Source organism: Rufibacter soli (genome assembly GCF_054781795.1).
Genome location: NZ_BAAGTS010000002.1, coordinates 19477 through 33504, shown reverse-complemented (window position 1 = coordinate 33504; position 14028 = coordinate 19477). Strand labels below are relative to the sequence as shown.

The following is a 14028-nucleotide window of genomic DNA, read 5'->3' as shown; positions in this document are numbered from 1 at the left end:
CGGAGGAGGCTAAAAAAACGTAGGTTCAACCTCAATTACCGCCACTTTGGGAAAATCGACTTCTAAAAGGGAACGTAAAGTCTGGTGCATTCTGTACTAGCATGGCAAGCCCTGCGTTTAATCTTCAGGAAATGTGCGCAGTAATTGAAAATTATACCCTAATTTTACACTCTTAACACCTTATTAGTACAGTTATGTTGTCAGCCAACCTTTTATTTATCGGAAACCTGGGCACCGGCGAGATGGTGGTTCTTGTTTTAATTGTTTTGTTGTTGTTTGGTGCCAAGCGTATTCCTGATCTGGCCCGCGGGTTAGGGAAAGGTATCCGGGAGTTTAAGGACGCCACCAAAGAAATAAAGAACGACATTGAGAATGCTGCCGGTGATGACAGATATTCCAACAACCAGAACAGAAACAATAATTATAACCCAAATCCCGGCTATAACAACCCAGGTCCAGGTTATAACAACGCGCCTTACCAAAATGGCAATGCTCCTTATGATAATGCGCCCAACGCCAACCCTAACCCTACTCCCCACAACCCGAACGTTTAATTCATGCGCTATACATCCCTTGACGCTATCCGCGAGGAGATAGGCAGAGGTTCGCTCTCCTGCCGTCTTCTGGTGGAACGTTACCTGCAGAACATAGCCGCCAAACGCCATTTAAATGCGTTTCTGGAGGTGTTTGAAGAAGAGGCCCTTCGGCAAGCCGAAGAAGTGGATGCCAAAATACAAGCCGGCACCGCCGGTAAACTGGCTGGAATGGTGATTGGCATCAAAGACGTGTTGGCTTATGAAGGCCATACGCTACAGGCTGCCAGCCAGATTCTGAACGGTTTCCAATCCCTGTATACTGCCACTGCCGTGCAACGCCTGTTGCAGGAAGACGCCATCATCATTGGCCGCCAGAACTGTGATGAGTTTGCCATGGGCGGCTCCAATGAGAACTCCTCCTTTGGTCCGGCTCTCAATGACCTGGACAACACCCGCGTGCCGGGCGGTTCCTCCGGCGGATCGGCTGTGGCTGTGCAGGCAGACCTTTGCCTGGCCTCCATTGGCTCAGACACCGGCGGTTCTGTGCGCCAGCCGGCGGCCTATTGCGGCGTGGTGGGCATGAAGCCTACCTACTCGCGCATCTCGCGCTATGGCCTCATTGCCTACGCCTCTTCTTTTGACCAGATTGGTGTCATGACCCACAGCGTGGAAGATGCCGCTTTACTATTAGAAGTAATGGCAGGCGCCGATGAGTTTGACGCCACCGTAAGTCAGCGCCCCGTGCCGGCCTACAGCCAGAACCTTTCCTTTGACCGTCCTGCCCGCATTGGGTTTATCAGTGATTCTTTTGATAGCCCCGGCCTGAATGCCGAGGTGAAAACCGCCGTGCAAGGTGTGCTGGAGCAGTTGAAAGCCGAAGGCCATACGGTGGAGCCTGTTGGTTTCCCGTTTTTAGACTATATTGTCCCCACCTACTACATTCTTACCACCGCCGAAGCCAGCTCTAACCTGGGCCGGTATGATGGGGTGAAGTACGGGTTCCGGAGCGAGAATGCCACTGATCTGGCGTCAATGTACAAGAAGACCCGCGCCGAAGGGTTTGGGAAGGAAGTGCAGCGCCGCATCATGCTGGGCACGTTTGTGCTCTCCGCAGACTATTATGACGCTTACTACACCAAGGCGCAGCAGGTACGCCGCCTGATCAAAGAGAAAACTGATGAGCTCTTAAGCCAATACGATTTTCTGATTGTACCTACCACCCCTACTACTGCTTTTAAGATAGGGGAAAATACCAAAGACCCGCTGGCCATGTACTTGGAAGACATTTACACGGTACAGGCAAACCTGGCAGGCATACCGGCTATTTCGTTACCAATTGGGCATGACGCCGCAGGGCTACCAATTGGGGTGCAAGTGATGACCAAAGCTTTTGGGGAAGAGCAACTGTTTGCGTTCTCCAAACAACTGATGAACCATCAACCACAAGTAACCGCCTAATGCACAAATTTACCTTTCTTACTGGCCTTGTACTTACATTGGGCCTGGCCTCTGCTACCCAAGCCCGCCAGACCACCGTATCGGAGCTTCCGGTACTGCAAGTAAAAGACTCTACTAAGGTACTTTCTGATTCTATAGAGTTCATTCCGGTTGAAACCGATGAGCTTATCCAGGACCGCCTGAGCTGTCTGGAGCAGGAAATACCGCTGGAGTTTAACAAGCAAGTAAGAGGGTTAATTGACTATTTCACCATCCGTAACCGCAAATACACCAAGCGGGTGCTGGACCGACAGCCCATGTACTTCCCTATGTTTGAGAAGTACCTGGCCAAGCACGGCATGCCAGATGAACTCAAGTATTTGGCGGTGGTAGAATCCGCCTTGCTGCCCAAAGCGGTCTCTTCGGCCAAGGCGGTAGGTCTGTGGCAGTTCATGACACCAACGGCCAATGATTTCCGGTTGGTGCAGAACCACTACCTGGACGAGCGCATGGACCCTGAGAAATCAACCGAGGCGGCCTGTAAGTTCCTGAAGCAGCTGTATCGCATGTTCGGGAGTTGGGAGATGGCACTGGCCGCCTATAACTGCGGCCCGGGTAACGTAAAGAAAGCCATTGCCCGCTCCGGTGGCAAGAAAACCTTCTGGGGCATTTACCCTTACCTGCCTAAAGAAACCCGCAGCTATGTGCCTTCTTTCACGGCCTTGGTCTACACCTTGAATCACGCGGAGGACCACAACTTGCGTGCCGCCAACCCGCAGCAGCCAATCGCTCTGGATACCTTGCTGATCAGTCAGCCCCTGGACCTAAAACTGCTGGCCCTGCAGCTGAACCTGCCTGAGGACCAGATCGCTAACCTGAACCCAGCGCTAAAGCATAAGTACATCCCGGAGAACGTGAGCAATTTTCCGCTTCGCATTCCGGCAGACGTACGGCCTTTCCTGGCTGAGAACCGCATGGCGGTGCTGGACTCCGCGCGCTACAGATCTCCGGTCCGGAAAAAGCTGCCTTCGGTAGAACCGCAGGTACCTGCTACCATGCTGGCCAAAGCAGAATCGGTGGTAAAAGACAGCACCGGCAAAGAAGCCTCCCCTACTTCCAAGTCATACTATACCGTGCGCCGCGGCGACAACCTTTCCAAGATTGCCAAGGCCCAGAACGTGACCGTAGAGCAGCTAAAGTCCTGGAACAAGATTTCTGGCAACACCTTGCTAGCCCAGCAAAAGCTGGTGGTGTTCAGGCCTGACACCCAGGCCGAAGGCACTAACCAAATGAAAGCAGACTCTCTGGCGCAAAACACGTTGCTAGCCTCTGCCGAAGAAGCCGTTATGGTGGGGAAAACCTCTGGCCCCAATGCAGAAGGCATGCCCAAAGAAAGCGCGGCTATGGCGGTAGTGGCCCCTAAGAAAGCCATAGCCAAAAAAGCCATCATTGAAAAACCAAAGGTGCACCACGTGCAGCCAGGTGACACCCTCTGGAATATCTCCAAACGGTACAACAACGTGAGCGTGGAGCAACTAAGAAAAGCCAACAAACTGAAAGGCGATGAGTTAAAGCCTGGCATGAAGCTGATTGTAGGCTGATATTGACCATAGAAACAGAGCGGCATCTCAGACTTTGGTCTGGGATGCCGCTCTGTTTTTAGCCTGTTTTTGAAAAAACGGGCTAAAAACGCTTTTTCCTTATTTACCTGTATTTTTGCGGAATAGGGAAAATCTTAACAATTTGTACATTACGCCGCCGCCCAGGTAAATCACCCATCCAGGCGGCACATTTGAGAATACAACCCAAGAGCAGAAGGAAATGATTAGAATCAACAAGCAGGACGCGCTGAATTACCATAGCCAGGGGCAACCCGGCAAGATTGAGGTAGTGCCTACCAAAATGGTGAGTACCCAAATGGATTTAGCCCTGGCCTATTCCCCAGGTGTGGCCGAACCCTGCAAAGAGATTGCCGCCAACCCCGAAGACGTTTATAAATATACCGCCAAAGGCAACTTGGTGGGCGTAATCACCAACGGCACCGCCGTATTGGGCCTGGGTAACATTGGGCCCGATGCCTCTAAACCCGTGATGGAAGGGAAAGGGGTACTGTTCAAGAAATTCGCTGGTATTGATGTTTTTGACATTGAGATCAATGAAACTGACCCAGACAAATTCGTCCAGATTGTAAAGTCTTTGGAGCCCACCTTTGGCGGCATTAACCTGGAAGACATCAAGGCGCCGGAAAGCTTCAAGATAGAGAACGCATTGCGGGAGCAGATGAACATCCCGCTCATGCATGATGACCAGCACGGCACGGCCATCATCTCCAGCGCGGCGCTTCTGAACGCCCTGGAACTGGTAGGCAAAGACATCTCCAGAATACAGATGGTGATTAACGGTGCCGGGGCGGCCGCTATTGCCTGCGCCAAGCTGTACCTGGCCCTAGGCGTGAACATTGACAACATTGTCATGTTTGACAAAGACGGCATCATTAACCCAGAGCGCAATGACCTGGACATTTACCGGGCCCAATTTGTGACCATGCGCAAGATCACCACCCTGGCCCAGGCCATGGAAGGCGCTGATGTATTTGTGGGCTTGAGCGCGGGCAACGTGCTCGCCCCTGAGCTGGTGCAGCTGATGGCTCCAGACCCCATCATCTTCGCCCTAGCCAACCCAGACCCTGAGATTCCTTATGAGGTGGCTATGGCTACCCGTAATGACCTGATCATGGCCACTGGCCGCTCAGACCATCCTAACCAAGTGAACAACGTGCTCGGTTTCCCCTACATTTTCAGGGGGGCATTGGATGTACGTGCCACCGAAATCAATGAGGCCATGAAACTGGCGGCCGTGTACGCATTGGCAGAACTGGCCAAAGAAGGCGTGCCGGACCTGGTGCATAAAGCCTACGGCGATAACACCATTGCCTTCGGCCGTACCTACCTCATTCCTAAACCCCTGGACCCACGCCTGATCACCACCATCAGTCCGGCGGTGGCCAGGGCAGCCATGGAATCTGGCGTGGCCCGCAACCCTGTCCAGAACTGGGAACGCTATCACCAGGAACTGCAGGCCCGTATTGGCATTGACCAGAAACTGATGAACCGTATCCTTACCCAGGCGCGGCAGAACCCTAAAACCGTGGTCTTCGCCGAGGCGGACAACTACAAAATCCTGAAAGCGGCCTCTACCGTGGTAGAGCAGAAGCTGGCGCACCCAATCCTGCTGGGGGAACGGGTCGTGATCAAGGAAATGATCAAGGAGTTCAAGATGGAGCAAGAGCTGGAAGGCTGCCTGATCATAGATCCGCGGGAAGAGGATGCCAAATGCGAGAAATACGCGCATTTACTGTATGAGAAGCGCAAGCGCAAAGGCATGACCCTGTTTGACTGCCGTAAGCTGGTGCGCATAAGAAACTACTTTGGCTGTATGATGGTGGAAACCGGCGAGGCCGATGCTCTCATCTCCGGCCTTACCCGTGACTACTCCAGCACCATCAAACCTGCCCTGCACGTGATTGGCGTGGAAGAAGGCGTGAACAAGGTGGCGGGTATGTACATCATCCAGAATAAAAAAGAGCCTTATTTCTTTGCAGACACCACCGTAAACCTGCAGCCCACGGCTGAGGACCTGGTGGACATTGTAGGACTGACGGCCCGCTACGTGCGCTTCTTTGACCGGGAGCCCCGCATTGCCATGCTGTCTTACTCTAACTTCGGGTCAAGTGCGGGCCAGGTGCCTACCAAAACGCGTGAGGCTACCCGCCTGGCCAAGCAGCGCTACCCAGACCTGTTGATAGACGGCGAGATGCAGGCTAACACCGCCCTCAACACAGATCTGCTGCGCGAGCATTATCCGTTCAGCGAGTTGGCCAATGAGGGGGCCAATACTTTGATTTTCCCCGGTTTGGCTGCTGGTAATATTGCCTATAAACTTTTACAGGAAATGGGCGGCGCAGAAACCATTGGGCCTATTTTGATGGGTATGCGTAAACCAGTGCATATCTTGCAGTTAGGCTCTTCTGTGCGGGAAATCATCAACATGGTGGCCATTGCGGTGGTGGATGCGCAGAAGTGCAAAGCTAAACTCTAAATAGTACCAGTACGTACTGCCTGTGTGTTCTCTAGCAGGCAATCACTGACTGGCATTCAATTTCTGTTCCGTTTTGGGGCTGTTTTTCAAAAAACGGCCCCAAAACGGAATCTGAGTATATAAAACCTATCATTTATCTTTTGTAACGCTGGTCTTATGATCGCTTATCTAGACGGCAAACTTGCCCAGAAAGACCCCACCTTTGTCATCATTGACGTGGGCGGGGTAGGCTATGAGCTTCGCATCTCCCTGAACACCTACGGCCAGTTACCTACCGGCGAACGCTGCAAACTGTTCACGCACCAGCACATCAAGGAAGATGCCCACACGCTGTATGGTTTTGCCACCATCGCGGAGAAGAGCGCCTTTCTTCATCTGATCTCCATCTCGGGGGTTGGTCCTAATACGGGGCTCATGATCCTTTCCTCGCTTACGGTGCAGGAAGTGCAGCAGGCCATTGTGCGGGAAGACGTGCGCACCATTCAGCAGGTGAAGGGAATTGGGGCCAAAACCGCCCAACGGATTATCCTGGAACTGCGCGATAAATTCAGGAAAGGACTGGGGGCAGATGCGGTGAGTGTGACCTTCGGAGCGGCACACAATACGTCCAGAGAGGAGGCGTTATCTGCATTAGTCACCCTAGGCTTCGCGAAGAATGTGGCCGAAAAAACCTTAGATGCTATTATCAAACGGGAAGGCGCAGGTCTCTCTGTTGAAGATATGATCAAATTTGCTTTGAAGTCTTCCTAAGTAACTTCTTTACTATTTGTGTTTTATACCAAAAAGCATCCCATTCTTGCAACCGCGGTAGGGTTGGTGTCGTTGATGGCCTGGCTTACCCAAGCAGAGCCAAGTGAGTTTACTATGTCCGGCCTGAGCGCCGCGGCAAGCGTATTGCCTGAAACAGAGGAAGCACAAGATACAACCAAGAACCAGCAATATATCCCATCGCGGCGTCCTAAGGTGCTTTTTGAAGACCGCCGCGGCGATCCTTTCTCCAACCGGACTACTTTATCTCCCCTGCTGCTTCCGCTCCCCAGCAACGTGCAGCTGCAGGTGGTGCCAGATGACAGCTTAAAGCGCTACGAGATCACTGAGCAGATTGGCGGCTTTGACTACCGTGATCCCAGCACCATGACCTTTGAGGAATACTCACGGTATCAGCAGCAGAAATCCATCAGAGAGTATTGGCGTACCAAATCGGCGAGCCTGGATGAGCAGAACCCTGCCGCCCCCAGCCGGCGCCTGGTGCCCAAGATTGACGTGGGCGGCCGCACCTTTGACCGTCTGTTTGGTGGCAATACCGTAGACATACGGCCCAACGGGTTGGCCACGCTTAAGTTTGGGGCGCTTTTCAACAAAAACGAGAACCCAGCTATTCCGCTGCGGCAGCAGAGCATAGGTGACTTTGAGTTTGACCAGAGCATTGCCCTCAACATTGACGGCCGCATTGGCGAGAAAATGCGCATCACGGCCAACTGGGACACCAAGGCCAACTTTGACTTTGAGAATAACCTCAAGCTGGAATACACCGGCTATCCTGAAGAGATCATCCAGAAAATTGAAGCGGGTAACGTAAGCCTGCCCCTGAACAACTCCCTTATCTCGGGGGGGCAGAACCTGTTTGGGTTGAAGGCGCAGTTGCAGTTGGGCAAACTCTCCGTGACGGCCATTGCCGCCAACCAGCGCGGAAGTATTGACGCCATTGACATCCAGAACGGGGCTCAGAACCGCCGTTTTGAGATACGCGCGGATGAATATGACCGTGACCGTCACTTCTTCCTGGCCCAGTTCTTTAGGGACCGCTATGACCAGGCGCTACGCAATCTTCCGCTGGTCAACTCGGGTATTGTAGTGCGACGCATGGAGGTCTATATCACCAATGACAACCGCGCCACCACTAACCTGAGAAACGTGGTGGCCCTCATGGACCTGGGCGAGCCCAACCCGTTCCGGGCGCAGTTCAGCCGCAACCTTCCGGCAGGCTCTGGCGCCGGCAACGGACAGAATAGCCTTTATGGGAGTCTAACGGTTAGAAATAACAATCAGGTAGATAACTTTCTGGAAGGCTTTGGCCTGCGCAAGGCCGTTGATTTTGAGCACGTGCGCGCCCGCCGCCTGGACCAGTCTGAGTACAAGTTCAACCCGCAGCTAGGGTATATTTCTTTGAACGCGGCCTTGTTACCAGAGCAGGTATTGGGCGTGGCGTTTGAGTATACTTTAAATGGCCGTACCTATAAAGTAGGCGAGCTGCAGGAAGACTACCAGAACGTACCCGAGGACCAGGTCATTTTCCTCAAGATGTTACGCGCCACCAACCCGGGCCTCAACACCCCTACCTGGGACCTGATGATGAAAAACGTCTACGCCCTCAACGCCAACCAGATTGACCGCCAGAACTTCCAGTTAAACGTGGTCTACAAGGATGACGCCACCGGCGGCGACCTCACCAGTCTGCAGGATGAATCTAAACTGAAAGGTATTCCCCTCATCCAGGTCTTCAACCTGGACAACGTAAATACTAACAATGACCGCCCCCGCGACGGTAACTTTGACTTTTTATCCGGCATCACCATTGACCCGGAAACCGGCCGTATCTTCTTCCCGCAGGTAGAGCCTTTTGGGTCGTACCTCCGCTCCCGCTTTACCGTAGGCCAGGAAGACCAGTACATCAACAAATATGTATTCCAGGAACTGTATGACTCAATCCAGACTGATGCCCAGCAGTTCTCCCAGAAAAACAAGTTCTTCATACAAGGCCGTTACCAGGCCAGCAGCACAGATGAGATTACTTTGCCCGGTATCCGCATCGCGGAAGGTTCAGTAGCAGTATTCTCCGGCGGTACCCGTCTGGTAGAAGGCCAGGATTACCAGGTGTTCTATGACCTGGGTCGGGTAAAGATTTTGAACCCCAGCTACCTCAACAGCGCCAGCAACCTGCGCATTACCTATGAGAAGGCAGACATTCTAAGCGTGCAGCCCCGCACCCTCATGGGGGCCCGCTTTGATTACCGCATAGACAATGACCTAATCCTGGGGGCCACCGTGCTGCACCAGGGCGAGCGGCCTTTCATCCAGCGGGTGAACATTGGCGACGAGCCCAGCAACAACACCATCTACGGGTTTGACGTGAACTACCGTCGTGACTCAAGGCTCCTCACCCGCCTCACCGATAAACTGCCATTCCTGGAGACCAAAGCCCCGTCCTCCATCACGCTAGGCGCCGAGGTGGCGCAACTGGTACCTAAGAAAACTGAATTTGTAGGCGAGAACGGGGTATCTTACATAGATGACTTTGAGAATGCCAAGACCCCTTATTCGTTAGGCGGTTTCAACACTAATGCCTGGCGCTTGGCCGCTACCCCGGCCCCTTTGGTAAACGGCCGAACCGGCCTGGCGTATGCCTACAACCGCGCTAAGTTGGCCTGGTACACCATTGACCAGATCTACTACTCGGCCAACAGCTTGCGTCCTAGTAATATCAGCCGTGAGGAACTGGAAAACCACTACGTGCGCGGAGTACAGCGTCGCGAGATATTCCCTAACCGTGACCCGGAGACCAACAATACCTTTGAGTACACCTTTGACCTGGCCTATTACCCCCAGGAACGCGGTCAGTACAACTACAACCCCAGCATAAGCTCTGACGGACGTTTGCTCACGGGTAATGTGCGCAACAACTGGGGCGGTATCAGCCGGGAGATTTCCTTTGACAACAACTTTGACAACGCCAACATCGAGTACCTGGAATTCTGGATGCTGGACCCCTTTATTCAGGGGGAGCGCGGAAAAGTCAATGATGGCGAAGGCAATGCCCAGAACAATACCACCGGGGGAGATTTTGTCATTAACCTGGGGAACGTCTCAGAAGACCTGCTCAAAGACCAGCGTTATGAGTTTGAGAACGGCCTGCCTTCTGACGGCAGCCGCCAAGCTACTGAAGCCACTGCCTGGGGTCGCGTAACCCGCAACCAGTTCCTGACTGATGCCTTTGACAGCGAGCCCAGCGCCCGGCCATTCCAAGATATAGGACTAGACGGCTTGAATGACAACGAGGAACGTGAGTTCTTCCAGAGTCTGGGCATCTACGGGTCGTTGCAAGACCCTTCCGCAGATAACTTCAAGCACCACCTGGACGGCGACTATGACTCCCGCAAAATTGGTGTGTTGGGCCGGTACAAGAATTTCAACGGCATGGAAGGCAACTCGCCGGTGAACAGCAACCTCTCCTCCAACGCGTTCCCAGACAAGGAAGACCTCAACAAAGACAACGTCATCAGTGACCTGGAGCAGTATTATGAATACAAAATCAACCTCCGGCCTAACCAGCTCAGTGTAGGCAACAACTACATTGTAGACAAGGTGGACACCGTAGACGCGGGCGGCAACAAAGTAAGCTGGTACCAGTTCCGGATTCCGGTCAGAAAGCCTACCAGCAACGTGAACAACATGCAGGGCTTTAAGTCCATCAGGTTCATGCGGATGTACATGACGCAGTTTGAGCAGCCGGTGGTGTTACGCTTTGTGCAGATGCAGTTTGTCTCAAACCAGTGGCGTACCTACAACTCGGTGCTGTCAAATGGCGCGCCTTGCGTGGGCGACTGTGATTCTGATGCCTCTGCTTTCAATGTTTCCTCGGTGAGCATTGAGGAGAACGGTGAGGTAGACGCGGGTACCATCCCCTATGTGGTGCCACCCGGGGTAGAGCGTCAGCGCGATTACTCCTCTGCCAACAACCGCCGCCAGAATGAGCAGTCCCTACAGCTATGCGTGGAGAACCTGAGAGACTCTTTCAGTAAGGCCGTGTACAAGAACGTAAGCCAGGATATGCTCATCTACAAGCGCCTGAAAATGTACGTGCACGCCCAGAGCCCCAGCGGAACCCGGGACAACGAGGTGAACGCTTTTGTGCGCATTGGTACAGACTTCACGCAGAACTACTACGAGTACTCTATTCCGCTGAAGATGACGCCGCAGGGTAGCCGCGATCCCTACCAGATCTGGAACGAGCAGAACTTTATAGACGTGGCCTTTGAGGAGTTTGTAAAACTGAAATCCAGAAGAAACCAGGCCAGCTTCCCCTTGAACCAGGTGTACATGGAGACCCGCGAAGACGGCAAGGTCTTCAGGGTGGTGGGTAACCCCGATTTTAGTGATGTGCAAAGCCTCATGATTGGTCTGGAGAACCCGGCCACGCCAGACCGCGCCTCGCAATCCGTTTGCCTGTGGGTGAATGAACTGCGCGTGTCTGACTTTGACCGCACCGCCGGGTGGGCCGCTACCGCTCGCGCCAACGTGAAACTAGCCGACTTTGCCAACCTGACCGCCACCGGTTCTTATACCGCCGTAGGCTTTGGCGGTATTCAGGAGCGCGCCGCCCAACGCGCCCGCGAGAACACCGGCCAGTTTGATATTGCCGCCAACATTGCCGCCGAGAAACTCTTACCGTCTAAACTAGGCTTGGTAGTACCGTTATCGGTGCAGTACGGGACCACCATCAGTGAGCCGCGCTATGACCCGCTGGACCGAGATACTGAACTAGACCTATCACTGGAGAAGTTTGACGGAGCAGAAAGGGATAATTACCGCAAGGAAGTCGTCAGTCAGACCACGACCAAGAGCGTGAACCTGCTCAACGTCCGGAAAGAGAAGACAGACCCTGAGGCTAAAAGCCGTGTGTATGACGTGGAGAACCTTTCCTTCTCTTATGCCTATACCGAGGTGCTGCACACCGACATTTCCACGGACCGCAACTACTCCAAGACTTACAACGGGGGCGTAGCTTATACCTATAACAATAACCCTAAGAGCTATTCCCCTTTTGCCGAGGTGAAGGCGTTCCAGTCGCCGTACCTCAAATGGCTGAAGGAGTTCAACTTCGCGCTACAGCCTAGCCGTATTGCCGTGCGCGCCGACCTGGACCGCCGTTACAATGAGACGTTCCTGCAAGGACGTACCTCGCCGTACAGCCTTCCAGACACTACCGGGTTCCTGCCCACGTTCCAGAAAGCGTTCTTCTTTAACCGCATCTATGACGTGAAGTGGGACCTGACTAAGAGCCTGACGCTGGATTATACTGCCTCTAACCGGGCCGTGGTAGACGAGCCAAACGGCCGCATCAATGAAGACGTGGATTCCCTGCGCTACAAGAACGAGGTGATCTGGCACAACCTGCGCCGCTTCGGCCGTAACACCAACTTCAACCAGACGGTGGCCCTTACCTATCGGCTGCCCCTGGATAAATTCCCGCTCACGGATTTTGTCTCGGCAGACGCCCGCTACCAGGCCGGCTTCACCTGGACCTCGGCTTCTACGGCCCTCAGCAACAATGACACGTTGCAGTTGGGGAACACCATTGAGAACAGTGTGGAAACCAGCCTGAGTGGTAAGTTTGACTTGGTACGCCTCTATAACAAGGTGCGGTTTTTGAAGGCCGCCAATGAAGCCTCTCCTAACCCAGGCGTCAGCAATCAGTCGGCCAAGCCGGGGCAACCACCCGTGGCAGACTCTACCCGAAGCGGCGGCAGGCAAGTGATGAATGGCGTGCTGCGTACCTTGATGTCGGCCAGGTCTGTGAACTTTACCTACGCCCGCACCGAGGGCACCTTGCTGCCGGGCTTCCTGCCAAGGGCCCAGAACTTCGGCTTAGCCGATGGCTTTGGGGCACCCGGTCTGGACTTTGTGCTGGGGCGGCAATATGAACTGGACGAGCTCTTCCAGCGGGCCAACCGCGAGGGTTGGTACACAGACAGCAGCCAATACCTGAACACGCCGCTAAGCTCCCTTAAATCCGTCAATTTCACGGCCCGGGCTTCCATAGAACCGTTCCGTAATTTCATCATCACCCTGGACGGGGCCGTGAATAAGTCTGAGATTGAGGAAGTCTTCTACCGCCGTGACTCTGCTTTGACCGTGCAACGTCAGAACCCGTTCACCACCGGTTCTTACCGCGTTTCCTTTATCTCAGTGCAGACCTTGTTTGAGTCTGGCTCTGGAAACCGTTCAGATGCGTTTGAGAACTTCATTAGAAACCGGGCCGCCATTGCCAGCCGCCTGAACGAGGCCAACAACGGGCCGGGCGTGTATGGCGTGAATGCCCAGGATGTCTTGATTCCTTCGTTCCTGCGGGCCTACCAGGGCAAGAGCGTAGATGGGTTTGAGGCTAAGCCCACCGGCCCGTTTGACGCCATTCCACTGCCTAACTGGAACGTGGTCTATAATGGTCTGTCGACGTTGCCGTTCTTCCAGCAGTACTTCAGCTCTTTTACCCTGAACCACGCCTACCAGTCTAACTTTACAGTGGCCAACTTCAGTACGGCGTTGAATTACAACTTTGAGCCAAGCGGTTTCCCAGATGCCACCAATGAGCAGGGCGAGATTATCCCGTATTACGTAGTGAGCCAGGTAGCCATCACCGAGAGCATGTCGCCACTGATTGGTATTAATTTCAGGACCAAAGGCCAAATCACCGGCCGTCTGGAGTACAAGACCCAGCGCAACCTGCTCTTGAACATGACCAACGCGCAAGTGACCGAGAATGGCGTGAAAGACGTGGTGGTAGGCCTGGGCTACACCACCACCAACTTCAAGGTACCGTTCAAGATTGGCGGTTCGCGCAAGACCCTGGAGAATGAATTGACCATGCGCCTGGACTTTACCCTGCGGGACAATGAGACCATTCAGCGCACCATTGCCGTAGACACAGACGGCAATGAGTACCAGAACAACCTCACTACCTCGGGGGCCTTACAGGTGCAAATACGGCCCACCATTGACTACGTGGTAAGCCAGCGCCTGAACCTGCAGTTCTACTTCACCAAGAACATCAACGAGCCTAAGGTGGCCAACGCGTTCAAGAACACGGTGACCGAAGGCGGGATTCAGCTAAGGTTCAGTTTATCTGACTAAGCATTGCGGCACCACCCAAAAGAATGTATTTTTGAGACGAACTTAAATT

6 protein-coding genes are annotated in these 14028 nt (G+C 53.6%); all 6 read left to right on the top strand.

Translation table 11 applies throughout. From position 1 onward, the window contains the following. Window positions 1-194: 194 nt before the first annotated feature. A complete protein-coding gene (locus ACYVJQ_RS02130; protein ID WP_460891425.1) occupies window positions 195-554 on the top strand; it encodes a Sec-independent protein translocase subunit TatA/TatB in 360 nt (119 codons plus the stop codon). A gap of 3 nt (window positions 555-557) precedes the next feature. Continuing rightward, on the top strand, window positions 558-1994 hold the full coding sequence (gatA, locus tag ACYVJQ_RS02125; protein ID WP_460891424.1) for an Asp-tRNA(Asn)/Glu-tRNA(Gln) amidotransferase subunit GatA: 1437 nt from the start codon (window positions 558-560) through the stop codon (window positions 1992-1994). Then, on the top strand, window positions 1994-3574 hold the full coding sequence (locus tag ACYVJQ_RS02120; RefSeq protein ID WP_460891423.1) for a lytic transglycosylase domain-containing protein: 1581 nt from the start codon (window positions 1994-1996) through the stop codon (window positions 3572-3574). The genes gatA and ACYVJQ_RS02120 overlap by 1 nt, the downstream gene beginning before the upstream one ends. Window positions 3575-3794: 220 nt before the next feature. After that, window positions 3795-6071, top strand: coding sequence for an NADP-dependent malic enzyme (locus ACYVJQ_RS02115; RefSeq protein WP_460891422.1), 2277 nt, complete (start codon window positions 3795-3797; stop codon window positions 6069-6071). 156 nt (window positions 6072-6227) lie between these two features. After that, entirely contained in the window at window positions 6228-6821 is a 594-nt protein-coding gene (ruvA, locus tag ACYVJQ_RS02110; RefSeq protein WP_460891421.1) for a Holliday junction branch migration protein RuvA, read from the top strand. An 18-nt stretch (window positions 6822-6839) separates the two neighbouring features. Then, the gene (gene sov, locus ACYVJQ_RS02105; protein ID WP_460891420.1) at window positions 6840-13979 is read left to right on the top strand and encodes a T9SS outer membrane translocon Sov/SprA; all 7140 of its coding nucleotides are present in this window, start codon (window positions 6840-6842) and stop codon (window positions 13977-13979) included. Window positions 13980-14028 lie beyond the last annotated feature (49 nt).

Coding starts and splice junctions, on each gene's coding strand:
- ACYVJQ_RS02130 (WP_460891425.1), top strand. CDS start 195: ATGTTGTCAGCCAACCTTTTATTTATCGGAAACCTGGGCACCGGCGAG.
- ruvA (WP_460891421.1), top strand. CDS start 6,228: ATGATCGCTTATCTAGACGGCAAACTTGCCCAGAAAGACCCCACCTTT.
- gatA (WP_460891424.1), top strand. CDS start 558: ATGCGCTATACATCCCTTGACGCTATCCGCGAGGAGATAGGCAGAGGT.
- ACYVJQ_RS02120 (WP_460891423.1), top strand. CDS start 1,994: ATGCACAAATTTACCTTTCTTACTGGCCTTGTACTTACATTGGGCCTG.
- ACYVJQ_RS02115 (WP_460891422.1), top strand. CDS start 3,795: ATGATTAGAATCAACAAGCAGGACGCGCTGAATTACCATAGCCAGGGG.